The sequence below is a fragment of the Leifsonia sp. RAF41 genome (assembly GCF_052114085.1).
Lineage (GTDB): Bacteria > Actinomycetota > Actinomycetes > Actinomycetales > Microbacteriaceae > Leifsonia.
In genome coordinates this window covers 2825918-2852053 of record NZ_JBFREB010000001.1, presented here as the reverse complement: position 1 = coordinate 2852053, position 26136 = coordinate 2825918, and the positions used below count along the sequence as shown (strand labels likewise).

Annotated in this window: 28 protein-coding genes and 1 tRNA gene; 23 read left to right on the top strand and 6 right to left on the bottom strand. The window is 68.3% G+C overall.

Going from position 1 to position 26136, the window contains the following annotated elements; genetic code table 11:
• Window positions 1-46: 46 nt before the first annotated feature.
• The 13 genes from ftsH to cls all read left to right on the top strand — a co-directional run bounded on the left by ftsH (window position 47) and on the right by cls (window position 12121).
• Window positions 47-2050 (top strand): ATP-dependent zinc metalloprotease FtsH, encoded by a 2004-nt coding sequence (ftsH, locus tag AB4Y74_RS13855; RefSeq protein WP_441799640.1) that lies wholly within the window; start codon window positions 47-49, stop codon window positions 2048-2050.
• Between the two features lie 13 nt (window positions 2051-2063).
• A complete protein-coding gene (gene folE, locus AB4Y74_RS13850) occupies window positions 2064-2642 on the top strand; it encodes a GTP cyclohydrolase I FolE (RefSeq protein ID WP_441799639.1) in 579 nt (192 codons plus the stop codon).
• Complete coding sequence (gene folP, locus AB4Y74_RS13845; protein ID WP_441799638.1) at window positions 2639-3442, top strand: dihydropteroate synthase; 804 nt, start codon at window positions 2639-2641, stop codon at window positions 3440-3442. Before folE ends, folP begins: the two co-directional genes overlap by 4 nt.
• Window positions 3435-3818, top strand: a complete 384-nt coding sequence (folB, locus tag AB4Y74_RS13840; protein ID WP_441799637.1) for a dihydroneopterin aldolase — start codon at window positions 3435-3437, stop codon at window positions 3816-3818. The genes folP and folB overlap by 8 nt, the downstream gene beginning before the upstream one ends.
• Window positions 3815-4357, top strand: coding sequence for a 2-amino-4-hydroxy-6-hydroxymethyldihydropteridine diphosphokinase (gene folK, locus AB4Y74_RS13835; protein WP_441799636.1), 543 nt, complete (start codon window positions 3815-3817; stop codon window positions 4355-4357). Before folB ends, folK begins: the two co-directional genes overlap by 4 nt.
• On the top strand, window positions 4354-4836 hold the full coding sequence (locus tag AB4Y74_RS13830; RefSeq protein ID WP_441799635.1) for a DUF3180 domain-containing protein: 483 nt from the start codon (window positions 4354-4356) through the stop codon (window positions 4834-4836). Before folK ends, AB4Y74_RS13830 begins: the two co-directional genes overlap by 4 nt.
• Complete coding sequence (locus tag AB4Y74_RS13825) at window positions 4820-5305, top strand: PH domain-containing protein (RefSeq protein ID WP_441799634.1); 486 nt, start codon at window positions 4820-4822, stop codon at window positions 5303-5305. The genes AB4Y74_RS13830 and AB4Y74_RS13825 overlap by 17 nt, the downstream gene beginning before the upstream one ends.
• The gene (locus AB4Y74_RS13820; RefSeq protein ID WP_441799633.1) at window positions 5302-6993 is read left to right on the top strand and encodes a PH domain-containing protein; all 1692 of its coding nucleotides are present in this window, start codon (window positions 5302-5304) and stop codon (window positions 6991-6993) included. The genes AB4Y74_RS13825 and AB4Y74_RS13820 overlap by 4 nt, the downstream gene beginning before the upstream one ends.
• The gene (locus tag AB4Y74_RS13815) at window positions 6993-7817 is read left to right on the top strand and encodes a Rossmann-like and DUF2520 domain-containing protein (protein ID WP_441799632.1); all 825 of its coding nucleotides are present in this window, start codon (window positions 6993-6995) and stop codon (window positions 7815-7817) included. Before AB4Y74_RS13820 ends, AB4Y74_RS13815 begins: the two co-directional genes overlap by 1 nt.
• 39 nt (window positions 7818-7856) lie before the next feature.
• The gene (gene panC / locus AB4Y74_RS13810; RefSeq protein ID WP_441799631.1) at window positions 7857-8729 is read left to right on the top strand and encodes a pantoate--beta-alanine ligase; all 873 of its coding nucleotides are present in this window, start codon (window positions 7857-7859) and stop codon (window positions 8727-8729) included.
• Between the two features lie 77 nt (window positions 8730-8806).
• Window positions 8807-10336 carry a lysine--tRNA ligase gene (lysS, locus tag AB4Y74_RS13805; protein ID WP_441800458.1) on the top strand — a complete coding sequence of 510 codons (1530 nt, stop codon included), beginning with the start codon at window positions 8807-8809 and terminating at the stop codon, window positions 10334-10336.
• 66 nt (window positions 10337-10402) lie between these two features.
• Window positions 10403-10576: a hypothetical protein gene (locus AB4Y74_RS13800; protein ID WP_441799630.1), complete on the top strand. Its 174-nt coding sequence runs from the start codon at window positions 10403-10405 to the stop codon at window positions 10574-10576.
• Window positions 10577-10657: 81 nt separating this feature from the next.
• Window positions 10658-12121 carry a cardiolipin synthase gene (cls, locus tag AB4Y74_RS13795; RefSeq protein ID WP_441799629.1) on the top strand — a complete coding sequence of 488 codons (1464 nt, stop codon included), beginning with the start codon at window positions 10658-10660 and terminating at the stop codon, window positions 12119-12121.
• 12 nt (window positions 12122-12133) lie between these two features.
• On the opposite strand, the gene AB4Y74_RS13790 is transcribed toward cls, so the two are convergent.
• The 3 genes from AB4Y74_RS13790 to AB4Y74_RS13780 form a co-directional block, all read right to left on the bottom strand.
• Entirely contained in the window at window positions 12134-12547 is a 414-nt protein-coding gene (locus tag AB4Y74_RS13790; protein ID WP_441799628.1) for a type II toxin-antitoxin system VapC family toxin, read from the bottom strand.
• On the bottom strand, window positions 12544-12825 hold the full coding sequence (locus AB4Y74_RS13785) for a FitA-like ribbon-helix-helix domain-containing protein (protein WP_441799627.1): 282 nt from the start codon (window positions 12823-12825) through the stop codon (window positions 12544-12546). Before AB4Y74_RS13785 ends, AB4Y74_RS13790 begins: the two co-directional genes overlap by 4 nt.
• A gap of 145 nt (window positions 12826-12970) precedes the next feature.
• Window positions 12971-13942 (bottom strand): pirin family protein, encoded by a 972-nt coding sequence (locus AB4Y74_RS13780; protein WP_441799626.1) that lies wholly within the window; start codon window positions 13940-13942, stop codon window positions 12971-12973.
• Between the two features lie 58 nt (window positions 13943-14000).
• On the opposite strand from AB4Y74_RS13780, the gene AB4Y74_RS13775 reads away from it, so the two are divergent.
• The 4 genes from AB4Y74_RS13775 (at window position 14001) to AB4Y74_RS13760 (ending at window position 18366) form a co-directional block, all read left to right on the top strand.
• Window positions 14001-14423, top strand: a complete 423-nt coding sequence (locus AB4Y74_RS13775) for a hypothetical protein (RefSeq protein ID WP_441799625.1) — start codon at window positions 14001-14003, stop codon at window positions 14421-14423.
• A 130-nt stretch (window positions 14424-14553) separates the two neighbouring features.
• Window positions 14554-17076 carry an ATP-dependent Clp protease ATP-binding subunit gene (locus AB4Y74_RS13770; RefSeq protein WP_441799624.1) on the top strand — a complete coding sequence of 841 codons (2523 nt, stop codon included), beginning with the start codon at window positions 14554-14556 and terminating at the stop codon, window positions 17074-17076.
• A gap of 78 nt (window positions 17077-17154) precedes the next feature.
• Window positions 17155-17670: an amino-acid N-acetyltransferase gene (locus tag AB4Y74_RS13765; protein WP_441799623.1), complete on the top strand. Its 516-nt coding sequence runs from the start codon at window positions 17155-17157 to the stop codon at window positions 17668-17670.
• 63 nt (window positions 17671-17733) lie between these two features.
• Window positions 17734-18366: a hypothetical protein gene (locus tag AB4Y74_RS13760; RefSeq protein WP_441799622.1), complete on the top strand. Its 633-nt coding sequence runs from the start codon at window positions 17734-17736 to the stop codon at window positions 18364-18366.
• On the opposite strand, the gene AB4Y74_RS13755 is transcribed toward AB4Y74_RS13760, so the two are convergent.
• Together AB4Y74_RS13755 and radA are read right to left on the bottom strand one after the other, a co-directional pair.
• Window positions 18353-18706 (bottom strand): YciI family protein, encoded by a 354-nt coding sequence (locus AB4Y74_RS13755; protein ID WP_441799621.1) that lies wholly within the window; start codon window positions 18704-18706, stop codon window positions 18353-18355. The two genes, AB4Y74_RS13760 and AB4Y74_RS13755, sit on opposite strands and share 14 nt — an antisense overlap.
• Window positions 18707-18774: 68 nt before the next feature.
• Window positions 18775-20136 carry a DNA repair protein RadA gene (gene radA / locus AB4Y74_RS13750; RefSeq protein WP_441799620.1) on the bottom strand — a complete coding sequence of 454 codons (1362 nt, stop codon included), beginning with the start codon at window positions 20134-20136 and terminating at the stop codon, window positions 18775-18777.
• A 138-nt stretch (window positions 20137-20274) separates the two neighbouring features.
• Between radA and AB4Y74_RS13745 the strand changes: the two genes are divergently transcribed.
• Window positions 20275-21201 (top strand): alpha/beta fold hydrolase, encoded by a 927-nt coding sequence (locus AB4Y74_RS13745; protein ID WP_441799619.1) that lies wholly within the window; start codon window positions 20275-20277, stop codon window positions 21199-21201.
• On the opposite strand, the gene AB4Y74_RS13740 is transcribed toward AB4Y74_RS13745, so the two are convergent.
• Window positions 21191-21982, bottom strand: coding sequence for an SGNH/GDSL hydrolase family protein (locus AB4Y74_RS13740; RefSeq protein ID WP_441799618.1), 792 nt, complete (start codon window positions 21980-21982; stop codon window positions 21191-21193). The genes AB4Y74_RS13745 and AB4Y74_RS13740 overlap by 11 nt on opposite strands.
• Window positions 21983-22068: 86 nt before the next feature.
• Between AB4Y74_RS13740 and AB4Y74_RS13735 the strand changes: the two genes are divergently transcribed.
• The 5 genes from AB4Y74_RS13735 (at window position 22069) to AB4Y74_RS13715 (ending at window position 26063) form a co-directional block, all read left to right on the top strand.
• Window positions 22069-22158, top strand: a tRNA-Ser gene (locus tag AB4Y74_RS13735).
• 230 nt (window positions 22159-22388) lie between these two features.
• Entirely contained in the window at window positions 22389-22976 is a 588-nt protein-coding gene (locus AB4Y74_RS13730) for a TetR/AcrR family transcriptional regulator (RefSeq protein WP_441799617.1), read from the top strand.
• Window position 22977: 1 nt separating this feature from the next.
• A complete protein-coding gene (locus AB4Y74_RS13725; RefSeq protein ID WP_441799616.1) occupies window positions 22978-24129 on the top strand; it encodes a glycosyltransferase in 1152 nt (383 codons plus the stop codon).
• 95 nt (window positions 24130-24224) lie between these two features.
• Window positions 24225-25175: an alkaline phosphatase family protein gene (locus AB4Y74_RS13720; RefSeq protein WP_441799615.1), complete on the top strand. Its 951-nt coding sequence runs from the start codon at window positions 24225-24227 to the stop codon at window positions 25173-25175.
• A 57-nt stretch (window positions 25176-25232) separates the two neighbouring features.
• A complete protein-coding gene (locus AB4Y74_RS13715) occupies window positions 25233-26063 on the top strand; it encodes a ZIP family metal transporter (protein WP_441799614.1) in 831 nt (276 codons plus the stop codon).
• The last annotated feature ends 73 nt before the right edge of the window (window positions 26064-26136 follow it).

Sequence of the window (26136 nt, the reverse complement as noted above, 5' to 3'; positions counted from 1 at the left end):
AACACGCAGGCGGCCCACAGCGCCCAGGCGGTACTGTGGTCGCACCATGAACGTCAAGAAGATCTTCCGCGGCCCGATCCTGTACGTCGTGCTCGCGATCATCGCGGTATGGATCGGCTCCAGCCTGATCACCATGTCCGGCTTCAAGAGTGTTTCCACCCAGAAGGGTCTGGAATACCTCTCGCAAGACAAGGTGTCGAGCGCGAAGATCGTCGACGGTGAGAACCGCGTCGATCTGACGCTCAAGGAGCCGGACGGCAACCTGGGCGACCAGGTGCAGTTCTACTACGTCACCCCGCGTGGCCAGGATGTGGTGAAGGCGGTCGACGACGCCAACCTCCCCAAGGGCTACGACGACGAGGTCCCGCAGCCGAACTGGTTCGTCAACATCCTCGGCTTCCTCATCCCGGCGCTGCTGATCGGCGTGTTCTTCTGGATCATGATCTCCGGCATGCAGGGCGGCGGCAACAAGGTCATGCAGTTCGGCAAGTCGCGGGCGAAGCTCGTCACGAAGGAGACCCCGAAGGTCACCTTCGATGACGTCGCGGGCTCCGACGAGGCCATCGAAGAGCTGGAAGAGATCAAGGACTTCTTGAAGGAGCCGGCCAAGTTCCAGGCGGTCGGCGCCCGCATCCCGAAGGGTGTGCTGCTGTACGGCCCTCCCGGAACCGGCAAGACGCTTCTGGCCCGCGCTGTCGCGGGTGAGGCCGGCGTGCCGTTCTACTCGATCTCCGGTTCGGACTTCGTCGAGATGTTCGTCGGTGTCGGCGCGAGCCGCGTCCGCGACCTGTTCCAGCAGGCGAAGGAGAACTCTCCCGCCATCATCTTCATCGACGAGATCGACGCGGTCGGACGTCACCGTGGTGCCGGTCTCGGCGGCGGACACGACGAGCGCGAGCAAACGCTGAACCAGCTCCTGGTGGAGATGGACGGCTTCGACCCGAAGACCAACGTGATTCTGATCGCGGCGACCAACCGTCCCGACATCCTCGACCCCGCGCTGCTGCGCCCGGGCCGCTTCGACCGTCAGATCGGCGTGGATGCGCCCGACATGCTCGGCCGCAAGAAGATCCTCGAAGTGCACGGCCGGGGCAAGCCGCTCGCGGCATCCGTCGACCTCGAGGTCCTCGCCCGGAAGACGCCCGGTTTCACCGGTGCCGACCTGGCGAACGTCCTCAATGAGGCCGCTTTGCTCACCGCGCGATCGAATGCTCAGCTGATCGACAACCGCGCCCTCGACGAGGCCGTCGACCGCGTGATCGCGGGTCCACAGAAGCGCACCAGGGTCATGAAGGACCAGGAGAAGCTGATCACGGCGTACCACGAGGGCGGTCACGCTCTCGCTGCCGCGGCGATGCGCCACACCGACCCGGTCACCAAGATCACCATCCTGCCGCGCGGCCGTGCCCTCGGCTACACGATGGTGATGCCGCTGGAAGACAAATACTCGATCACGCGCAACGAACTGCTCGACCAGCTGGCCTACGCCATGGGCGGCCGCGTCGCGGAAGAGATCGTCTTCCACGACCCGACCACCGGTGCCTCGAACGACATCGAGAAGGCGACCTCCATCGCCCGCAAGATGGTCACCGAGTACGGCATGAGCGCCGACATCGGCTCGGTCAAGCTGGGCCAGGCGAACGGGGAGATGTTCCTCGGCCGCGACATGGGCCACCAGCGCGACTACTCGGAGCGGATCGCCGAGCGCGTCGACGCCGAAGTGCGCGAGCTCATCGAGAAGGCGCACGACGAGGCCTGGGAAGTGCTCAACGACAACCGGGCCGTCCTCGACCGCCTCGCCGCGCAGCTGCTCGAGCACGAGACGCTCGACCACAACCAGATCGCCGAGATCTTCGTCGACGTGAAGAAGCTTCCGGAGCGCCCGCAGTGGCTCTCCAGTGACAAGCGGCCGATCTCGGACGTTCCGCCCATCCCGTTCCCGAAGGCCCCGATCGACGCAGGCGCGGTGGACGGCGGGGTCGACTCCGAGCCGCCGAGCGCGAAGCCGAAGCGCGCGCCGGTCATCAAGCCGCGGCCGGCCACCGCCTAGGGCCGCCGCGCGCATGACCGGATTCGATCGTCCGCGCATCGAAGCGGCCGTCGCCGAGATCCTCGCCGCCATCGGCGAGGATCCGGCGCGCCCGGGGCTGACGAGCACCCCGTCGCGCGTAGCCGACGCGTACGCCGAGTTCTTCGCCGGCGTCGGCCGGGACGCCGCTGACGATCTCGGCGAGCCCGTCCCTCTGGAGGAGGGCCGGCAGGCAGAGACCGTGCTGCTGCGCGACATCGAGTTCCGCTCCGTGTGCGAGCACCACCTCCTGCCGTTCCTCGGGGTCGCCCATGTGGCGTACCTGCCGGGGGACACGGTGATCGGGCTGGGCCGCATCCCGCGCATCATCGAGACCCTCGCCGCTCGGCCGCAGATCCAGGAGCGGCTGACCGAGCAGATCGCCGACACGATCGAGCAGGGAGCCGCTGCACGCGGCGTGCTGGTCGTCCTCGACGCATCGCATGCCTGCGTGACCACACGCGGCCCGCGTCAGACTCGCAGCTCGACGGTGACGGTGGCCGCCCGCGGCGCCTACACCGACCCGACCACCCGCGCCGAGCTGATGGCGCTGATCGGACGTGGCACCGAGTGACCCTGATCATGGGCGTCCTCAACGTGACGCCGGACTCGTTCAGCGACGGCGGGCTCTGGCTCGAGCCCGAAGCGGCGATCGAGCACGGTCTCGAACTGGTCGCCCAGGGCGCCGACCTGGTCGACGTGGGCGGCGAGTCCACGCGCCCCGGCGCTGTGCGCGTCGACCCGGCCGAGGAGCAGAGCCGGGTCGTCCCGGTCATCCGCGAGCTCGCGGCGCGCGGCGTAACCGTGAGCGTGGACACCCTCAACGCATCCACCGCCCGCGCCGCCGTGGAGGCCGGGGCGGCGATCATCAACGACGTGTCCGGCGGACTGGCCGATCCGGGGATGCCGGATGCGGTGCTGGATTCGGGGTCGCAGTACGTCGTGATGCACTGGCGGGGCCGGCTCGACGCTGCCGATTCGCGGGCGGTCTACGAGCACACGGTGGCCGAGGTGCGCGCGGAGCTGTCGGCACGGGTCACCGACCTTCTGCAGCGGGGTGTCGACCCGTCCAAGCTCATCCTGGATCCGGGAATCGGCTTCTCGAAGAACGCCCGCCACAACTGGCAGGTGCTGGCGGGCCTGCACGAGATCGAGACGCTAGGCTACCCGGTGCTGATCGGGGCATCCCGCAAGCGGTTCCTCGGCGCGCTGCTCCCGGATGGTGCGCCTGCAGAGGACCGCGACGCCCCGACCGCGGTGATCTCCGCGCTGGCGTCGCAGGCCGGAGCGTGGGCGGTCCGTGTCCACGACGTGCCGTCGACGCGGATCGCCCTGGACGTGGTGCGGTCGTGGCAAGCTGGACGCGATGAGTAACATCCACTCGCGGCCGACCGATTCGATCGTCCTGACCGGGTTGCGCGTACGCGCCAATCACGGTGTCTTCGACTTCGAGCGGGCGGAGGGTCAAGACTTCGTCGTCGACGTGACGGCGTGGCTCGACCTGTCGCGCGCGGCGGCGGGCGACGACCTCGCCGCGACCGTCCACTACGGCGAGTTGGCCGAGGAGGTGGTGGCCGCGGTCGAACGTGACCCGGTCGACCTCATCGAGACCGTCGCCGAGCGCGTCGCGGCGACCGTGCTGGCGCATGAGCCCGTCGACGCCGTAGAGGTGACCGTGCACAAGCCGCAGGCGCCGATCAGCGTGCCGTTCAGCGACGTCGCCGTGCGCATCACCCGGGGCCGGTCATGAACGCGGCGCCGATCGGCAAGCCGGTCCGGATGCGGGTGGGCGTCCCCGCCGTTCTCGCGTTCGGCAGCAACCTCGGCGACCGCGCCGCGACCATCCGGTCGGCGGTGGATGCGTTGCGCACGGAACCGGGCATCGACATCCAGTCCGTGTCGCGGCTCTACGAGACGCCCGCACTGAAGCCGGACGGGATCGACGACGAGGCGCCCGCCTACCTCAACGCCGTCGCGCTGGTCCGTACTCTGCTCGAGCCGCTCGGGCTGCTCGCCGCTGTGAACGAGGTCGAGGACCGGCTGGGTCGCGTCCGCGATGAGCACTGGGGTGACCGCACGATCGATATCGACATCGTCGACTTCGACGGAATCGTGTCGGACGACGATCCGCGCATCGTGCTGCCGCATCCACGGGCCCACGAGCGCGCCTTCGTGCTCGTTCCCTGGCTTGAGGTCGACCCGAACGCGCGGCTCGCCGGTCGCGGCACTGTGGCAGAACTCGCGGCTCGGGCGACCGACCCCGTCCGGCTCTGGGAGGAACGCTCGTGAATCGCACGCGCCCCACCTCCCTGATCGGCCTGGGAATCGCCGGCCTCGTCATCGGCTTCCTGGCGGAACTCGCCACGTCCAGCATGGGCGCGGCCGTCTTCATCCCGCCGCTCACGCTTCCGATCACATTGCTGGCGGTTGCTGTCATCGTCGTGGCGTTCGCCCTGCCCATCCGTCGCGCCGTCCGCGGACGCAGCGTGCGGCGCATCGACCCGTTCCAGGCGACGCGCATCGTCGTGCTGGCGAAGGCGTGCAGCCTCAGCGGCGCTCTGCTGGTGGGTGCCGGAATCGGCATCGGCGCGTACCTCCTGACGCGGGATGTGCTGCCCGCCGGCAACGCCATCCTCCTGACCGCGCTCGCGACCGCCGGAGCCGTGATCCTGCTCGTGGCCGGTCTGCTCGCGGAGCTGTTCTGCACCCTCCCGCCCGGTGACGACGACGACGAGCGTACGGAGAACGTCCATGTCCCCACGGATTGACCTCAACGTCGGCGAGTGGCGCCGGGTCTCACCGAAATACGTTGTCGTGGTCATCGCGAGCACCGTGATCACCGGCCTGGTGCTGTCCGCCGCGAGCGTCTTCCTGTGGCTGGTCGGCGGGTGGACCTTCGGGTGGGTGGTGCTGGCGGCCGTCGTCGTCGTGAGCGTCTTCGCCCTGGTGATCGCACCGCGTCGTGCGCGGTCCATCGGCTACCGTCTGCGGGACGACGACCTGCTGTTCCGCCGCGGCATCATGTTCCAGCGCTTCGTCTCCGTCCCCTACGGACGGATGCAGCTCATCGACATCAACCGTGGTCCGGTCAGCCGGATGCTCGGGCTGGCGGACCTCAAGTTCGTCACGGCGGCCGCCTCCACCGGTGTCATGGTGCCGGGGCTGCCCGAGCCGGAAGCGGCAGAGTTGCGCGACCGGCTGGTCGAGCTGGCGGAGAGCAGGCGGGCGGGGCTGTGAGCGCGCCGCACACCCGCGGGACCGGGTCCGCGTCCACGCTGTCGCAGGCGGAGCGCGCGGCCGAACGGTACACGGACGGCGAGTGGCACCGGCTGCACCCAGCGACCCCTCTGCTGCGCGGCGGCATCGTCTTCATCGCCGTGTTCGGGTTCGTGCTCTCCAACCTGCGGGAGCGCCTGATCGGCTTCTTCGTCGGCGCCCCCGAGTACACCGGCGACCCCCTGGACGCCATCTACGACCACGGCTGGGAGGGCTGGGCTCTGCTCGGGCTCGCGGTGGTGCTGCTGCTCTGCCTGGGCGCCTTCTACCTGTCGTGGCGGATGCACAGCTTCCGGATCACGGGCGACGCGGTGGAGGTGCGGAGCGGCATCCTGTTCCGTACGCAGCGGAAGGCGCGGCTGGACCGTATCCAGGGCATCAACATCGTCCGTCCCGTGATCGCCCGGCTCTTCGGCGCCGCGAAGCTGGACATCTCGGTCGCCGGTCATGACGCGAACGTGCAGCTCGCGTACCTCGGGTCGACCCTGGCCGACGGGCTGCGCGGCGACGTGCTGCGGCTCGCGTCCGGGGTGCGGGCCGCGGAGGCGGCGGCGGAGGCTTCCGGGGCGGTCGCGGCCGTCGGTGCACCGGGAACCGCCTCCCGCACCGCAGCCGTCGGCGACCTCGTCGGTCGGCGGGTGAACGAGTTCCTCGCGCCCGAACTCGACCCGAACGCCGCACCGCCGGCATCCGTGGTGAAGATCCCGCCGCTCCGACTCCTGGGATCGTTGCTGCTCAGCGGGTTCACCGTGTTCCTCCTCGTCGTCGTCGCGTTCCTGATCTGGGGCGCCTCGAGCGGGGAGTTGTGGCTCCTGATCGTCGTGCTCCCGGGACTGATCGGCTCGGCGAGCTTCTACATCAACCGGTTCACGAAATCGCTCCGGTATTCCATCGCCGGGACGGCGGACGGAGTGCGGGTGGGCTTCGGCCTGCTCAGCACCAGCAACGAGACCCTGCCGCCCGGGCGCATCCATGCCGTCGAGGTGCTGCAGCCGCTCTTGTGGCGGCCGTTCGGGTGGTGGCAGATCCGGATCGACACGGCCGGGCATTCCCGCGAGAAGGGCGCCGCCGGCCAGCCCAACACGACAATGCTCCCGGTGGGCGACGCGGCGGATGTCTCCCGGGTGCTGTCGCTTGTTCTGCCGTGGTTCGCGACGGAGGAGCACCGGGCCCTTATCGAGGCCGGGATGGTGTCCCGCGGGCGCGACGACTTCACCGGCAGCCCGCGCCGGGGGGCCTGGATCCGCCCGTTCTCGTGGCAGCGCACCGGATACATGGTTGTCGACGACGCCATCCTGCTGCGGCGTGGGGTCGTCTGGCGGAGCCTCGCCATCGTCCCGCTGGCCCGGTTGCAGAGCCTCGAACTGCAGCAGGGGCCGGTGGATGCGGCGCTCCGGCTCGCCGAGGCCCGCTTCCACACTGTCTCCGGGCCTGTCCGACCGCGCCTCGCGGCGATCGATGCGCCGACCGGGGTCCGGCTGTTCGAGGAGGTGTCGGCGCGAGCCGTTGCCGCCGCGGCCGCCGACCGCAGCCACCGCTGGGGCAGCCATGTCGGGGAGCGCAGGTCGCAGGGGGCTGCGGCGCCGGCTCCCGCAGTCGGACCCGACCACGCCGCCCCCGCTCCACCCCGCAACCAGGAGGAACCCTGATGCTCCCGTCCGCACGGCCTCCCTCGCAGCGCTCCGGACGGCTGGGGCTGGGAATCGTGGGCGCCGGCCGCGTCGGCCCGGTGCTGGGTCTCGCGCTCGCCGGCGCCGGCCATGCGATCGTCGGGATCTCCGCCGTCTCCGAGTCGAGCCGTGAGCGCGCGCAGGGGATGCTGCCCTACGTCCCCATCCTCGACGTGCCCACCGTCGTCGAGCGGAGCGAGCTCGTCATCCTCGCGGTACCGGACGCCGAGCTCCCCACGTTGGTCGCGGGTCTCGCGGCGACCGGGACCTGGCAGCCCGGACAGATCGTGCTGCATACGGCTCCCGGGTTCGGCATCGACGTCCTCGCCCCCGCTGCTGCCGCCGGCGCCATTCCGCTCGCCGTGCATCCGGCGCTGGAGTTCACGGGCACGAGCCTCGACCTCACCCGCCTCGCCGAGAGCTACTTCGCCGTGACCGCCCCCGCCGCGATGCTGCCGATCGCCCAGGCGCTGGTGGTCGAGATGGGCGGCGAGCCGGTCGTGGTCGCTGAGGCGGACCGGCCGGCGTACGCGGAGGCCATTGCGACGGCCACATCGTTCTCCCGCTCGATCGTCGATCAGTCGACCGGCCTGCTGCACAGCATCGGCGTCGAGAACCCGGGCTCGTTCCTCAGCTCGCTCATCCGCTCCGCCGTCGACAACGCGCTCACCCGGGCCGGAGCGCCCACCCGGCTGGGTGTCGAGGAGGTCCTGGACGCGCTCAAGGACGGTCAGTCCGATGCGCGCCCAGGGGACGGCGGACCCCACGACGACGGTCGCGGCTGGTTCCTCCGCGGCGAGTAGCCTGGTTCCGGCCGGTCACCCCCGGCCGGAGGGACGCGCATGCCAGAGATCATCACCACCATCGCCGAGTTGCGAGCACGGGTCGCCGAAGCGCGTCGCGCCGCGCGGCAGGACGGCCCGGCGGACGCGCCGGTTGGCCGAGTCGTGCTGGTGCCGACGATGGGCGCGCTGCATGACGGTCACGTGCGTCTCGTTTCGCGTGCGCGGGATCTCGGGGGCTTCGTCGTGGTGTCGATCTTCGTGAATCCGCTGCAGTTCGGTCCCGGAGAGGATCTGGATCGCTACCCGCGCACCCTGAATTCCGACGTTGCGGCGCTCGAGGGTCTTGCGGATGTCGTCTTCGCGCCGAGCGCGGCGGAGATGTACCCCGCCGGCCCGTCCCAGACCCGCGTCTCGGCCGGGGAGTCCGGCAGCCTCTTCGAGGGTGCGTCGCGTCCCGGCCACTTCGACGGCGTGCTCACGGTCGTGAGCAAGCTCTTCAACATCGTTCAGCCCGATATCGCCGTGTTCGGCCAGAAGGACGCCCAGCAGGTTCACGTCATCGGCCGCATGGTCGACGACCTCAACCTCCCGGTCACGATCGCCGTCGTCGACACGGTGCGCGAAGAAGACGGCCTGGCGCTGTCCAGCCGCAATCGCTACCTCGGGGAGGACGACCGGCTCGCCGCGGTCACGCTCTCGCGCGCACTCGCTGCAGGTGCCGATGCGGCCGCTGACGGCGTGGCCGCAGCTCTGGAGGCCGCGCACGCGCGCATCGAGGCGGAGCCTGCGGTTAAGCTGGACTATCTCGCGATCGTCGACCGGGATTCGTTCCGCGAGGCGTCGCCCGACCACCATGGTCCCGCCCTGATGCTGATCGCCGCACGAGTCGGATCGACCCGGCTGATCGACAACAGACGCCTCACGACGTGACCTCGGCGGCCACCACCGCCACCCCGAACAGCACCGCCACCTCGAACAGCACCGCCACCCCGAACGGAAAGACAGCGATGACCGACGCGCAGACCACCGCGGCCGCCCTGGGCGAAGACCCGACCGGCGAGGACGACGTCAGCGAGCAGAAGGCCGTCCGCCTGAGCAAGCGCGACCGCTTGCTCGCCGAGGCGCAGAGCGCTGCGGGCGGTGCGTATCCCGTGCAGGTGCCCGTGACCACGACCATTCCGGCCGTGCGGGCGAAGTGGGAGCACCTGCAGGCCGATGAGAGCTCCGGCGAGGTGGTCGGAATCGCCGGACGCGTGGTCCACCTGCGCAACACGGGCAAGCTCTGCTTCGCCGTGCTGCAGTCGGGTGATGGGTCGCGCATCCAGGTCATGGTGTCGCTCGGCGCGGTCGGGGAGGAGTCGCTCGTCGCCTGGAAGGAACTCGTCGACCTGGGCGACCACGTGTTCGTGTCGGGCGAGGTCATCTCCAGCCGCCGCGGCGAGCTCTCCGTGATGGCGCAGGAGTGGCAGATCGCCTCGAAGGCGCTGCTCCCGCTGCCGAACCTGCACAACGAGCTGAGCGAGGAAACCCGCGTCCGCGCCCGCTACCTCGACCTGATCGCGCGCGATCAGGCCAGGAAGACGGTGCTCGATCGGGCCGCAGCGGTCGCGAGCCTGCGTCGGACCTTCGCGGAGGACGCCTTCGTCGAGGTCGAGACCCCGATGCTGCAGGTCATGCACGGCGGCGCCTCGGCGCGTCCGTTCGTGACCCACTCGAACGCCTTCGACACAGACCTGTACCTGCGCATCGCACCCGAGCTGTATCTGAAGCGCGCTGTCGTCGGTGGCATCGACCGGGTCTTCGAGATCAACCGGAACTTCCGCAACGAGGGTGCCGACTCGACGCACTCGCCGGAGTTCGCGATGCTCGAGGCGTATCAGGCCTACGGCGACTACAACTCCATCGCCGACCTCACTCAGAAGCTGATTCAGGATGCGGCGGTCGCGATCTCCGGCTCGCACGTCGTGACCTGGGCCGACGGCACCGAGTACGACCTCAGCGGCGAGTGGGACCGCATCCGCATGTACGACAGCCTTTCTGCGGCGATCGATGAGGAGATCACGCCGGAGACCCCCATCGAGCGCCTCCGCGAACTCGCCGCGCTGGCCGGCATCGAGATCGAGCACCCGTTGGCGGGCAAGTACGTCGAAGAGCTCTGGGAGCACTACGTCAAGACGGACCTGGTGCGGCCGACGTTCGTCATGGACTTCCCGGTGGACACCAGCCCGCTGGTACGCTCCCACCGTTCCCGCGATGGCGTCGTGGAGAAGTGGGACCTGTACACGCGCGGCTTCGAGCTCGCGACCGGATACTCCGAGCTGATCGACCCGGTCGTCCAGCGCGAGCGTTTCGTCGAGCAGGCGAAGCTCGCCGCTGCCGGAGACAACGAGGCGATGCGCCTCGACGAGGAGTTCCTGCGCGCGCTCGAGTTCGGTATGCCGCCGACGGGCGGTATGGGGATGGGCATCGACCGCCTGCTGATGGCGCTCACCGGTCTCGGCATCCGCGAGACCATCCTGTTCCCGCTGGTCAAGTAGGGTGCGCTGCCTCCCAGCGCCGTTCCCAGCGCCGTTCCCACCGCCGCGGGTTACCATGGTGGCGTTATGAACGACGTCATCAGCGGTATCGTCTGGGCTCTCGCGCCGACCATTCTGGTCGGTCTGCTGTTCTGGGCGATCATGCGCGCGATCGTTCGCGCAGACCGCAATGAGCGCAAGGCGTACACCCGCCTGGAGGCCGAGGAGCGGTCCCGCCGGGGTCTCGCCCCCAAGCCCTGATCCGCAGCGGCTTCTGACGTCCGATACGGTATCTCTGAGGGCGCAGCTGCGTTCCGCTGCTGTCACCGGAGGGACGTGTAGATGGAGACGGGCTTCTGGGTCTCGCTGTCCATCGGTCTCGCCTTCCTCGTCGACTTCGTCATCCGTGTGCTCGCGGTCATCATCGTTCCGCGCAATCGCAAGCCGACCTCCGCGACCGCGTGGCTGCTGGCGATCTTCCTCATCCCGTACATCGGCATCCTGTTCTTCCTGCTGATCGGCAGCTACAAGCTCCCGAAGAGCCGACGGCAGAAGCAGGAGGAGATCAACCGCTTCATCATCGACAGCACCGACGGCATCGAGCGGGTGCGACGGGATCACCCCTGGCCGACGTGGCTCGAGGGAGTGGTCGAGCTCAACCGCAAGCTGGGCGCCATGCCGCTGGTCGGTGGCAACCGCGCCTCGCTGAACGGCGACTACCAGGGTTCGCTGGATGCGATGGCGGACGAGATCCGCAAGGCTCGCCGCTACGTCCACATCGAGTTCTATATCTTGACGCTCGACAAGACGACTGCTCCCCTTTTCGACGAGCTCGAGCAGGCAGTGCAGCGCGGGGTGACCGTGCGCGTGCTGCTCGACCACATCGCCTCGTTGCGGACCCCCGACTACAAGCGGACCCTCAAGCGCCTCACCGCCATGGGCGCCAAGTGGCAGTTGATGCTCCCGGTCCAGCCCTTCCGCGGCAAGTATCAGCGACCCGATCTGCGCAACCATCGCAAGTTGCTCATCGTCGACGGTCGCGTCGCGTTCATGGGTTCGCAGAACATCATCGATCGCAGCTACAACAAGAAGTCGAACATCCGGCGCGGGCTCAAGTGGAAAGAACTCATCGTCCGGCTCGAGGGCCCGATCGTCGCCGGTCTGAACGCCATCTTCATCACGGACTGGTACAGCGAGACGAACGAGCTGCTTCGCCGCGAGACCGAGCCGATCACCGACGACATCGACGACAACGAGCTGGACGCCCAGGTCGTCCCCTCCGGCCCGGGGTTCGCCGGCGAGAACAATCTCCGGCTCTTCCTTGCGCTGCTGTACTACGCGCAGGAGCGCATCGTCATCACCTCCCCGTACTTCGTCCCGGACGAGTCGATGCTGATGGCGATCACGTCCGCTGTTCAGCGCGGTATCGCCGTCGACCTGTTCGTCTCGGAGATCGGCGACCAGGCCCTCGTCTATCACGCGCAGCGTTCGTACTACGAGGCGCTGTTGCGCGCCGGCGTGCGGATCTGGATGTACAAGGCTCCGTACATCCTTCATGCGAAGCACTTCACCATCGACGACGACGTCGCGGTCATCGGGTCGAGCAACATGGACATGCGCTCCTTCCAGTTGAATATGGAGGTCTCGCTCATGGTGCGCGGACGCTCCTTCGTCGAAGAGATGCGACAGGTCGAAGACGGCTATCGCAAGGACAGCCGTGAGCTCACGCTCGACGAGTGGATGAAGCAGCCGCTGCGATCCACCGTGCTCGACAACCTGGCACGGCTGACGTCTGCGCTGCAGTGAACAGCAACCTCCTCAGGCCGCCTGCAGCTCGCTGACCCGCCGCACTTCGCACCAGCGTGCCGCCACGGAGGCAAGCCGTTCGTCGGCCGTCACCAAGGGAAGCTCCAACAGGTGGGCGAGCGCGACATACATGGCGTCGTAGGCGGTGAGGTTGTCGCGCCACCGCCATGCCTCTGCCCAGAGCGGCTCATGCTCCATGCGCATTATGTCGAGCTGGTAGAACGCCAGAATGACACGCTCCCAGTCCGAATTCTGTTGTGGGCGCGCCATCGCTTGACGGCGCACAGCACTGAGGAACTCCGGATCGAGAAGATGCGGGGCCACGAGAATGCAGTCCGCGAGTTCCGCATTGTCTTCGAACGCGATCAGGCCCTCTGTCGTCAACAGTTCGACGAATGCGCTGCAGTCGACAACGGCGGCCTTCATCGGCTGTCCCGATCTTCTCGGATGCCCTGGACGATCTCTTCGGTCGAGACATCGAGCAGCGGCCGTCGCAGGTCGGCCTTCGCGGCCAGCAGCTTCGCCTCGAGGTGCTGAGACGACTTCAATTCGTTCCAGCGCTCATCGATGCGCAGTTTTTCGGCGACGCGGGTGAGCTCTCTCCGTAGGAACTCGGAGTACGACAGCCCCTTGGCGGCCGCAGCCCCCTTCAGTCGCTCGTTGACGGCCGGGTCCAGATCTCTTACTTGCACGGTGACTCCCATAGGTCCAGGGTAGATGGTCAGTGCATGCAGATTCAAGAGTTTTGCATGCACATGACTCAATGCTCGCCTGTTCGGAGGCGTCGAGGCCGCGACAGCGCAAAGCCGTGGAGAAGGAGCGAAGGGCCGGAGCTGTGGACGAGAACAGTCAGCCGCGCGGGCGAAGCCGAACCGTCGGAAGCTCCGGCGCCGGGAGGGGTGGACCGTCGTACCCGTCCACCGAACCGAAGCGGCCGTTCGGATCGCCTCCGGCGATGACCTCGCTCTGCCAGTCGGCGCGAAATGCGACCACATCGTCGTGGCTGCGCCCGATGAAGTTCCACCACATCACGATCTGCTCGCGCAACGGCTCGCCTCCGAGCAGCACCACGCGCGCGTCGGAGTCGGCCCGCACTGGCACGCTCGTTCGTCCGGGGGGCAGGTAGGCGAGGTGTGAGACGGGGACGGCGACGTCGTCGACGGTGACATCCCCCGTGTCGATCAGGATGCCGTGTTCGAAAGACGGGTCAAGCGGCACGTCGATCGTGGCCCCACCGGGCACCAGGAGTTCGGCTCCCACCAGCGGCGAGAACACCGTCGCGGTGGTCCCGCTGCCCGCGAGGGCGCCGACGAACGTCCGCACGGTGGCCGACCCGATGCGTCCCGGCACGGGTGCGTGGTGCTCGAAGAACGGGGCGATGTTCCGGGATGCCGCGGGCAGCGCGACCCACAGTTGTACGCCGTGCAGGCGCAGCGTTCCCGGCGTCGACACCTCCGAGTGGCTGATCCCGCGTCCCGCCGTCATCAGGTTGAGTTCGCCGGGGCGCACCAGGGCGTGGCTGCCGACGCTGTCCCGGTGGTCGATCTCGCCTTCGAAGAGCCAGCTGACCGTCTGCAGGCCGGTGTGCGGGTGCGGCGGAACGCGCATCCCCCCGGTCGACGACACGTCGTCGGGTCCGTAATGGTCGATGAAGCACCAGGCGCCGATGAGCGATCGCCGGCGCTGGGGGAGGGTGCGGCGCACGGTCATCGCGCGAGGTCCGCCGAGCGGCACATCGCGCGGCTCCAGGATCTCGACCCTCGCCGCGGTGAGCACATCGGTGGCCACCACCTCGACGGGGTCGCGCTCGAGGTTGCTCATAGCGGCATCCTAGGCGTCTGGCTCGTCACTCTCAGCGGTCCTTTCCTAGAATGGTCCCGTGCCCCGGACCGTCCCCCGTCTCGTCTCCGCCATCGCAGCGCTCGCGACCGTCGCGGTCCTCGCCGGGTGCAGCACAGCGCCGAGCAGGCCGCTCGAAGGCTACGCGGGAGAACCGAAGGGGGTCGACGCGCCTGCGAGCAGCGCGGGAGGCGCCTCCTGGACTGCCTGGCTGGAAGACGGAACGCAGTTCGCCATCGTGCTGTACGGCAGCTCGACCTGCCCGCCGAAAGTGCAGAACGTCGCCGCCACCGCTGACGACACCATCACGGCCACGCTCGCGCCCGCACCCGGTGGGATCTGCACCCACGACATCGTCCCGCACACCACCGTCTTCAGTACTCCTGAGCGCATCACGAAGACCGCGGAGGTGAAGGTGGTCATGCCCGACACCACCCTCACCCTTCCCACCCGCCAAGGCTGACCCTGCACAATCCGCCCGCCCGCGCCAGCCGCGTCACGCCCATGGCGAACAGGGCCACGAAGGCGGGGAAGCGGTGGTTACTCTCTTTGTATCGACGCCGAACCTGCAACGGTGTCGCCGAGGAGTAGACATGTTCGAGAGATTCACCGACCGCGCCCGCCGTGTCGTCGTCTTGGCCCAGGAAGAGGCCAAGATGCTCAACCACAACTACATCGGGACCGAGCACATCCTGCTCGGCCTGATCCACGAGGGTGAGGGCGTCGCCGCGAAGGCGCTCGAGTCGCTCGGCATCTCGCTGGACGCCGTCCGCGAGCAGGTCCAGGACATCATCGGCCAGGGCCAGCAGCAGCCGACCGGCCACATCCCCTTCACCCCGCGCGCCAAGAAGGTGCTCGAGCTCAGCCTCCGCGAGGCGTTGCAGCTCGGCCACAACTACATCGGCACCGAGCACATCCTGCTCGGCCTGATCCGCGAGGGCGAGGGCGTCGCCGCCCAGGTGCTCGTGAAGCTGGGAGCCGACCTCAACCGCGTCCGTCAGCAGGTGATCCAGCTGCTGTCCGGTTACCAGGGCAAGGAGCAGGTCCAGGTCGGCGGCAACGATCAGCAGACCGCGCAGGCCGGTAGCCAGATCCTCGACCAGTTCGGCCGCAACCTCACGCAGGCCGCGCGCGACAACAAGCTCGACCCGGTCATCGGGCGCGAGAAGGAGATCGAGCGCGTCATGCAGATCCTGTCGCGCCGCTCCAAGAACAACCCCGTGCTGATCGGTGAGCCCGGCGTCGGCAAGACCGCCGTCGTCGAGGGTCTTGCGCAGGCGATCGTCCGCGGCGACGTCCCCGAGACGCTGAAGGACAAGCAGCTGTACACGCTCGACCTCGGCTCGCTCATCGCCGGCTCCCGCTACCGCGGCGACTTCGAGGAGCGCCTGAAGAAGGTCACCAAGGAGATCCGCACCCGCGGCGACATCATCACCTTCATCGACGAGATCCACACGCTCGTCGGGGCCGGTGCCGCTGAGGGCGCGATCGACGCGGCCAGCATCCTGAAGCCGCTGCTCGCCCGCGGCGAGCTGCAGACCATCGGCGCGACCACGCTCGACGAGTACCGCAAGCACTTCGAGAAGGATGCCGCGCTCGAGCGCCGCTTCCAGCCCATCCAGGTGAACGAGCCGTCGCTGCCGCACACGATCAACATCCTCAAAGGGCTGCGCGACCGCTACGAGGCGCACCACAAGGTGTCCATCACCGATGGTGCGATCGTCTCGGCAGCGAACCTCGCCGACCGGTACATCCAGGACCGCTTCCTCCCGGACAAGGCGATCGACCTGATCGACGAGGCCGGCGCCCGCCTGCGCCTGTCGATCCTGTCGGCGCCGCCGGAGCTGCGCGAGTTCGACGACAAGATCGCCGGAGTCCGCTCCCAGAAGGAGGCCGCGATCGAGGACCAGGACTTCGAGAAGGCCGCAAGCCTGCGCGACGAGGAGAAGAACCTCCTCGGCGAGCGTCTGCGCCTCGAGAAGCAGTGGCGCTCGGGCGACGTGAAGACCACGGCCGAGGTGGATGAGGGACTCATCGCCGAGGTGCTGGCGCAGGCAACGGGGATCCCGGTGTTCAAGCTCACCGAGGAGGAGTCGGCTCGACTCGTCTTCATGGAGAAGGCGCTGCACCAGCGCGTCATCGGTCAGGAGGAGGCCATCGCGGCGCTCTCCAAGACCATCCGCCGCACCCGTGCGGGCCTCAAGGACCCGAAGCGTCCGTCCGGTTCGTTCATCTTCGCCGGCCCCACCGGTGTCGGTAAGACCGAGCTGGCGAAGGCGCTCGCCGAGTTCCTGTTCGACGACGAGTCGGCGATGATCTCGCTCGACATGTCGGAGTACGGCGAGAAGCACACGGTCTCCCGACTGTTCGGTGCCCCTCCCGGATTCGTCGGCTTCGAAGAGGGCGGCCAGCTCACCGAGAAGGTCCGCCGCAAGCCGTTCAGCGTCGTGCTGTTCGACGAGATCGAGAAGGCGCACCCGGACATCTTCAACTCGCTGCTCCAGATTCTGGAGGAGGGACGTCTGACGGACGGTCAGGGTCGCGTGGTCGACTTCAAGAACACCGTGATCATCATGACCACCAACCTCGGAACGAAGGACATCTCCGGCGGTCCGGTCGGGTTCGTGATCGAAGGCGACTCGCAGACCGGTTACGACCGGATGCGCGGGAAGGTCTACGAGGAGCTGAAGAAGAACTTCAAGCCCGAGTTCCTGAACCGTGTCGACGAGATCATCGTCTTCCCGCAGCTGGACAAGAGCGAGCTCCTGCAGATCGTCGACCTGTTCATCAAGCGGCTGTCGACCCGTCTGCTCGACCGCGACATGACCATCGAGCTGGAGCTCCCGGCGAAGGAGCGGCTGATCGAGGTCGGGTTCGACCCGACACTCGGCGCCCGCCCGCTGCGTCGCGCGGTCCAGCACGAGATCGAGGACCGTCTGAGCGAGAAGATCCTGCACGGCGAGCTGAACTCGGGCGACCACGTCCACGTCGACTTCGCCGACGGCGAGTTCGTCTTCACGACGACGGCCCGCAAGGAGCCGATCGGTGCGGGGATCAACGCCGCCGCCGCGATCGGCACCGGACCGGCCACGCCGGACCTCGCCGCGAACGACTGAGCGTCAGCTTCACCAGAACTGCCGGTGCCCGAATGGGCGCCGGCAGTTCTGTGTTTCCGCACTCGGTAGGGTGGAACGGTGAGCGAGAGCGGACCAGGGTTCATCATCCGGCGGGCGCGGACGGGCGACGTCCAGCGCATCCAGGAGCTGGTGGAGCCGCTCGTGCAGCGTCGCATCCTGCTGGGCAAGGAGACGGTCACCTTCTACGAGGCGGTGCAGGAGTTCCGGGTGGCGGAGGACGCCGATGGCCGCCTCATCGGGTGCGGGGCGCTGCATGTGATGTGGAGCGACCTGGGGGAAGTGCGCACCCTCGCCGTCTCAGACGAGTGGCTCGGCAAGGGTGTCGGACGTTCGCTGCTGGGCCGGCTGGAGGCGGACGCGCGTGAGCTGGGGCTCGATCGACTGTTCTGCCTGACCTTCGAGGTGGGCTTCTTCGCTCGCAACGGGTTCGTCGACATGGGCGCGGAGACGGTCGACCCGCAGCTCTACGCGGAGCTCGTACGCTCGCACGACGAGGGCGTCGCCGAGTTCCTCGATCTCGCGCGGGTGAAGCCCAACACTCTCGGCAACACCCGCATGCTGAAGCGTCTCTGAGCGCTACCCGTTCGGCGGGCGCGCCTGCCGTTACGGCGGCGTGTCGCTGGTTATAGTGCGGTCATGTCGACGTTCAAGAATCCGGTCGGCCCCCAGCCGAGCAGCGTCTATTGGCGCCGCCGGCTCATCGTCCTCATCGGTGTGATCGCTGTCGTCGTCGTGATCGTCCTCATCGTCGTTCGCCCCGGCGCGTCGAACGGTGAGCCGGCGCCGAAGTCGGGAGCCGCGTCGACGAACACTCCCGCTCCAGCCGCGACGAGCATCCCGACCAGCAGCGCGTCGGCCGACGGGCAGCCGTGCAAACCGGCTGACGTGAAGGTCGAGGCGGTCACGGACAAGGACACGTACGCGGCCGGTGAACTTCCGCAGCTTTCCGTCGCCTTGACGAACACCGGGTCGGCGGCGTGCACGATCGACGCCGGGACGGCTCAGCAGGTGTTCACGATCACCAGCGGGTCGGAGGTGTACTGGAAGTCGACGGACTGCCAGAGCGACAAGGTGGATGCGGAGGTGCTTCTGCAGCCCGGCAAGACGATCTCGTCCCAGGCGCCCATCACCTGGGACCGCACCCGGTCTGACCCGTCCACGTGTCAGGCGGACCGGCCACAGGTGCCGGCGGCGGGTGCCTCGTACCACCTGGAGACCAGCGTCTCGGGCATCAAGAGCTCGGAGACGAAGCAGATCATTCTGCAGTGACCTCGTCACCGCGCGTGTAGGCGCCGACGATCTCGCGCACCTCGACTCCCGCGCCGTGTCGCATCGCGGGGTTCTGGCGGGCAAGGGCGAGTGCCGCATCCAGGTCGGTCGCCTCGATGATGCCGATGCCCGCGATGATCTCTTTGCTTTCGGTGTATGGGCCGTCGGTGATGCCATCACGGCGCAGCGTTTTGGCGGTGGATGAGGAGCCGAGCGCATACGCCGCGGTGAGGGCGCCCGAGCTGATGAGGTCGGCGGAGTGCTGGTCGTGTTCGGCGAGCTCGGCGTCGTCGTGCTCCGCCGTGGTGTCGGAGTAGATGAAGATGGCGTACTGCGGCATGGTCGTTCCTTTCGGTGAATGGACGTCGTCACCATGACGTCGAACGTGGGCCGACGGTTTCGACGACCTCAGAACGCCGCGTCGAGCTCCCGTTCCCGTTCGGTCGTGGCGGACGCGAAGGCGAGCCGCAGTGCTTCGCGGATGGACGCGCTCCGGTCGTCCACTCGGGTGGTGAAGCCGAGTCGTGCGGCTTCAGCCGTGCGCTGCTTGCCGCTGACGACGGGCCGGACCTCACCGGCCAGGCTGATCTCGCCGAACGCCGCGAGCGTGTGCGGGATCGCACGCTCGGTCGCCGCGGAGGCGATGGCGAGGGCGATCGCCAGGTCGGCACCCGGCTCGGCCAAGCGCACACCCCCGACGGTCGAGACGTAGACGTCTTTGTCGCCCAGCTTGATACCGGCTCGGCGCTCGAGCACGGCGAGGAGCATCGCAACGCGGGACGCATCCACACCGTTGGTGACGCGGCGTGGGTTGGGTGCGGACGTGCCGACGACGAGCGCCTGCACTTCGACCGGGAGTGGTCGGCGACCTTCCATCGCGACGGTCACGCACGTGCCGGACACGGGAGTCGTGGTGCGGCTCAGGAACAGCCCGCTCGGATCGGTCACCTCGGCGATGCCGTCGCCGGCCATCTCGAAGCAGCCGACCTCGTCGGTCGGGCCGAACCGGTTTTTCAGCGCTCGCACGAACCGGAGCGCGGTGTGCCGATCGCCCTCGAACTGGCAGACCACATCCACCAAGTGTTCGAGCGTTCGCGGCCCGGCGATCGAACCGTCTTTCGTGACGTGCCCCACGATGAGGATGGGGAGGTCGCGTTCTTTGGCGATCCGGACGAGCGCGCTGGCCACCTCTCGCACCTGGCTCGGACCGCCCACCATTCCCTCGGCCGAACTGCTCGACACGGTCTGCACCGAGTCGACGATGACCAGGGACGGATCGACGGCGTCGATCTGCGCCACGATCGTTGCGAGGTCGGTCTCGGAGGCCAGGTACAGCTCGTCGTGGACCGCGCCGGTGCGCTCGGCGCGCATCCTGACCTGGCTCACCGACTCTTCCGCGCTCACATAGAGCACACGATTGCGGGCGCGCGCGGCTCGGGATGCGACCTCGAGAAGCAGCGTCGACTTGCCGACGCCGGGCTCCCCACTCAGCAGGATGGCCGCGCCGGGCACGATGCCGCCGCCGAGCACCCGGTCGAACTCGCCGATGCCACTCGGGCGTCGCTGCACGCCATCGGCCTGGATGTCGGCGATGGACCGCGCCTCTCGGCCGGCGACGATGGTGACCGGCTTGAGCGCGCGGAGCACACCAGTGGGCTGGGCCGTCTCGGCGACCGTGCCCCACGAATCGCAGTCGGGACAGCGGCCGACCCATTTGGCCGTGTTCCACCCGCATTCGGAGCAGCGGTAGTTGATGGACGCCTTCGGCACGGCACCTCCTCGATCGGGCTCAACATTACGGGGAGCCACCGTCATTGCCGGGAGGATCGCGGCGACCTGTGGACATCTCGACGGGCCCATGGATGTGGCCACTTCTGCGCGTCGGTGGCCGAGTGCACAATGGGCCCCATGGCTGACCGCACGTTCACTCTCCGTTCCGGCCGCGTCGTCGGTGTCTCCGGTTTCGGCGACTCCGACGCCGAGCGCATCGTGATCTTCTGCCACGCGGCGCCCGGGTCCTCGGTGTTCGACCCCGACCCCGACGTGTCCGCTGAACGCAACGCGCACATCGTGGCACTCGACCGGCCGGGCTACGGCTCCAGCGACCCGTGGCCGGCGGGCAGTTGGCCCAGCATCGTGCAGGCCGCTGACGACGTCGCCGAGTACATCCGTTCCGTCGTCGTCGCGGAGAGCGTCATCGGGGTGACTCGGCCGCGCACGATCGGAGTCGCGGGGTGGTCGGCCGGAGGCCGGGTGGCGCTGGCCGTCGCAGCACGGCATCCCCAGCTTGTCGACCGTGTCGCCATTGTCGGCACGCCCGCACCGAACGAAGCCGTGCCGTGGATCGATCCTGAGTTGCAGGCGCTCTCCGACCAGCTCGCCGCGATGGAGCCGGATGAAGCGATGGCCCGCCTCAGCGCCATGCTGCAGCCGCAGGCCGATGCCGTCGCGGCCGCCTCGGAGCCGGGCGAGGTGCCCCTGGACGCCCTCGGAATCGGCACCGTCGACCAGCAGGCGCTGGCACGGCCCGGGATGCACGACCGCCTCGGGCGAATGCTGAAGGAGGCGTACCGGCAGGGAACCGGTGGTGTCGCGGGCGACATCCTCAGCTACACCGCTCGGCCGTGGGGATTCGACCTCGCCGATGTCGCGGCGAAGACTCTGATCGTCGCGGGCCAGGCCGACCCGCTCGCCGGCCACGCGCACGCCGCGTGGTACCAGCGGGAGCTACCGGATGCGCGGATGGAGATGGTGCCCGGGGTGGGCCACCTCGCGGTGGTGCCCGTGTGGGGACGCATCCTCTCGCACCTGGCACCGTCCACGATCAGGCGCTGAGAGCCTCCGCCTCGGCGACCTCCCCGTGCCGGGGATACAGCGCCCGCGCCCGCGCGCTGACGGCCGGGAGGAACGCCGACGCCCACACCCGGTAGCCGTGGTCGTTCGGGTGGAACAGGTCGGCGGCGAACTGGGTGAAGATGCCGCGCAGGCCCTCATGCCGCATGGTCTCGTGCAGTGGGGCGACCTGCAGCCCTCGAGCCGACGCCTCCTCGCGCAGGATGCGATTGCCCTCCGCGACGAGTCTCTCGTTCCACGGCAGGAAGAAGTAGGGGAGGTCGGCCACGATGGCGTGGTCCGGGACCGCAGCGAAAACGGCTCGCAGCCCCGACCGGAAGCGCTCGGGGTCGAAGGCGGCGATGTCGTTCGCACCGATGGAGACCGTCACGATGTCGGGGTGGAGCGACGAGAAGCGGGGAAGCTGGTCGGCGACCGCGAGGGCGACGGTCGCGCCCGAGACGGACAGGTTGGCGACGCGGACGGTACGCCCCGTGACGGCGCGGAGGTGATCGGCGATGATGCCGACGTAACCGTTCTTGGGAGCCGAAGCCCCGATCCCCTGGGCGGCGCTGTCACCGATCGCCACATACAGCAGCTCCCCGGAGCCCTTAGCCGCATCCCGCCACCACTTGGAGTGGACCGGCAGCGTCTCGTTGAGGCGGACACGGGCTTCGGCGACCGACAGCCGCTTCGCCTGGATGCGCTGCCAGCCGACGCCCGCCAGAGCAGCGGTGGCCACGAGGCCGGCGGCGGACACGACGATGCGACGGAGTGCTCCCATGGACGGAACAGTACCCCGGACGGCCGACCCAGCGATGGGTCGCTCTCGATTGGAGACGGCCGCCCCGATCGCGTACAGTAGTCGGCGGTACCGTGTCCGAGCGGCCGAAGGTGCAACTCTCGAAAAGTTGTGTGGGTGAAAGCCCACCGTGGGTTCAAATCCCACCGGTACCGCCATAGAAAACCCCTGGTAAACCAGGGGTTTTCTGCGTTTTAGGTCTGTGCGTGGTGCGTTCCTGGTGCACTTTAAGTCGATCGCGGCGCGACGAGGCCTTCCGTTGTTCGGACGGGACCGGCCGGGCCTGTCCCGGTTGGGAAGTGCCCACGGTGCAGTGGTCACAATCGCACTAATTTCGTGTTAACGCCTATTGACACCAATTGCTAATTCGGCGTTAATGGGTAGTGACATGAAAACGAGCAGACAGTATGTGATGCAGACGCGCGCCGAGCAGACGGAGCGGACTCGGCAGCGCATCCTGGATGCCACGTTGGGGCTCGCGTTAGAGCGTCCGCTCGTGTCGATCGCTCTGCCCGACGTCGCGGAGCGCGCGAGCACGTCGGTCCAGACAATCCTGCGGCAGTTCGGCAGCCGCGACGCGCTCTTCGATGCCGCCCAGTCGTTCGCCGAGCGCGAGGTGCTGGCCGAACGCGAGACGGTCCCAGGCGAGGTCACTCATGCTCTCGAGACCATTGTCGACCATTACGAATTGCGCGGCGACGGAGTGCTCCTCCTGCTCGGTCAGGAGAGCTGGGAGCCCCGTGCTGCCGCCATCACGGCGTCCGGGAGGACGCTTCACCGCAGTTGGGTCGAGAACGCCTTCGGCCCGCTGCTGCCCGGTGCGGACACCGGGGAACGTGACACGCTGATCGACCTGCTTGTGGTCGCAACGGACGTGTTCACCTGGAAACTGCTGCGCCGCGACCGCGGCCTCAGTGCGGAAGAGACCGCCCACCGGATGCATCGCCTGGTCGCGGCCGTTCTAGAACGGAACTGACATGGCCACCATCCTGTTCGTCACCATCGATGCCGGCGGCAATACGCCTCCGGCGATCGCCATCGCGGGAGCTCTCGCGGCGCGCGGTCATCGCATCCTCTTCCTCGGCCACCCCAACCAAGAGAACAGGATCACGGATGCGGGGTTCGAGTTCCGCGGATTCGGCGGAATGCGCCCGTGGAACCGCACGCAGCGCTCATCCGCGGCGCGCGTCATCTCGGACTTCGTGTTCGCCGCGACCAGCCCCCGGCTGGCACAGGACTTCCGCGACGTGGCTGCGGAGGAGCACATCGACTTCGCGGTGGTCGACTGCATGCTGCTCTCAGTCTGCCGGGCGGCCGCGACCGGTCGCATCCCGTACGTGGTGCTGTTCCACACGTTCTACGCTTACTGGAACGGTGGGTGGGCCCGGGGTCCGGTCGCACGGCTCGCCCAGCTGCGCGGGCTGAACGCGCGGGCGATCTGGAAGACGGCGGATCTCGAGCTCGTCGCCACCGACGCGGCGCTCGACCCGGCGCGGTCGGCGGCGACCGCGCGACGGGTCTGGACCGGGACGACGGAGCACGCCGGGGTTGGAGACCATCCTGACGGCGGCAGGGCGCGTGTCCTGGTCAGCTTCAGCACGGCCTGGATGCCGGGGCAGGTCGACGTGTATCGCCGCACGATCGCCGCTTTGGCCTCGCTGCCCGCCGAGGCGATCGTGACGACGGGCGGCAGAGCGACGGCCGAAGAACTCCCGTCGGCACCCAACGTCACCGTTCTGGGTTTCGCCGACCACGACGCGATCCTGCCCACAGTCGACCTCTTGATCACTCACGGAGGCCACTCGACCGCGATGAAGGCGATCGCGAACGGCGTGCCGTGCCTTGTTATCCCGATGCACCCCTTGATGGATCAGCCCATGGTGGGCGCTGCGATCCAGGACGCGGGGCTCGGGCTCCGCATCAAGAAGAGCGCCCCACCGGAGGCCATTGCTAAGTCGATCACGACGATCCTGGCCGAGCCGGGCTATCGCGCGGCCGCGCGAGAGGCGGCCCGGCGGGAGGTCGCAGGCGACGGGCCGGCCGCCGCAGCCGACCAAGTGGAGCAGGTGCTCAGGACGGCCGCAGAGCATTCCGCGGCTCACGTCCAACCCGACGACACGGGCCGCTGACCCCATCGGAGCACGGAACCGGGCATCAGGCGTGCGGGCTGTGCGTGGGATGAGTGGTGCCCTCACTGAGGTTGCACTGTGCCGATAATGGGGTGATGAGGGCACGGAGCTTCGTGACGACGGTGGCGGCTCTCGCTGCCACTGCCGCGGTCGTACTCCTGCTCGGCGGCTGCACTGGAGCGGGGAGCGGGTCGGCACGGTCGGCCGTACCGGGGTCGACGGCCGTACCGAGCACCAGCGCACGAGCGGCGTCGGGTGCGCTGCAGCACGTCGTCGTGATCCTTGAGGAGAACAAGCCCGCATCGAGCATCGTGGGGAACGGCGATGCGCCGTACTTCAACGAGCTGTTGACGCAGTACGCGCATGCGTCGCAGTACAGCGCCATCACCCATCCGAGCCTGCCGAACTATCTGGCGCTCACCAGCGGCACCACCGGAGGCATCACCTCCGACTGCAACCCGCCGGGAGGCTCCTGTCTGGTCACCTCCTCGAATCTCGCCGACTCCCTACGCGCGGCGGGACGGAGCTGGAGGATGTACGCGGAAGGGATGCCCGCGCCCTGCTCGGCCGCCAACACAGCCCGGTACGCGGTGAAGCACAACCCCTTCCTCTACTACCCGAGCGTGACGGCGTCCCTGGAGTACTGCCGCCAGCACGACGTGCCGTTCAATGCGTTCGCGGCCGACCTCGCCACCGCGTCGTCGCTTCCCGCGTTCTCGTTCGTGAGTCCGGACCTGTGCAACGACATGCACAGCTGTTCGATCCCCACCGGGGACGCCTGGCTCTCGCGCATCGTTCCGGAGATCCTGGCATCCCCGGCCTTCACATCGCAGCGGTCGCTGCTCGTGGTGACATTCGACGAGGGCGACAGCAGCGACAACGTCGTCACGTGCGTCTTCGCCGGCTCGGCCGCCCGGCGCGGGGCCGTCTCGAACGTCCCCTATTCGCACTATTCGCTGTTGCGGACGATCGAAGACGGGCTCGGCCTCCCGCCTGTGGGGGAGAGCGCGGCAGCGACACCGATGACGGACCTCCTCGCCCGCTGACGACAGGCGCGTCCTGTAGGTTAGGTGAGCCTAATCGTCGTCAGGAAGTGAGAGTGCGTGAACACGGGGACCGTCATCGTGATGGGAATCATCGCGGGAGGGACCATCTTCATCGGGCTTCCGGTGGGTCGACTGGCCGCTCGTGGCACCGGAATCCGCGCCATGCTGAACGCGATCACCATCGGTGTGCTGCTGTTCCTGCTGTGGGACGTACTCGGGCATGCCGTGGAACCGGTCGAGGCCGCGCTCACTGCCGCGTCGGTCGGTCATGCCGCCTCCTGGTGGCCGTTCATCGGCTTGGCGGCCCTGCTGTTCGTCGGCGTCGCCGTCGGACTGCTCGGACTGGTGGCGTACGACCGGTGGATCAGCCGACAGGGCCGGACACCGCGGCGACCTGCGGCGACCGGAGGCGGCGTGCTGCGTCTCAACGAACCCGCGAGCAGACTGGCCTTCCTCATCGCCGTCGGCATCGGCCTGCACAATTTTGCCGAAGGACTCGCGATCGGGCAGTCGGCGGCGAGCGGTGAACTGCAGCTCGCCGTCGTGCTGGTCATCGGCTTCGCGCTCCACAACGCCACGGAGGGATTCGGGATCACGGCTCCGCTGGCCGGTTCCGCCCATCCTGCGCCGTGGGCTCAGCTCGGGCTGCTGGGACTGATCGGAGGCGGCCCGACCCTGGTGGGCACTCTGCTCGGAAGCGTGGTCGTCAGCGATGCGCTCGCCCTGACGTTCCTCGCATTGGCGGCCGGGTCGATCGTTTACGTGCTTGTGCAACTCATCGGCGTCGCCCTCAAGCTGAATCGTGGTCTCACGTTGTACGTCGGAATTCTCATCGGACTGTTCGCCGGCCTCGCGACCGACTTCATCGTGACCGCCGCCGGGGTCTGACCGGCCCACACGTCGTCACCGCCGGCGGCTTCAGACATACCTCCGGAGGTGGATGTCGCCGGCCGGGGCGCAG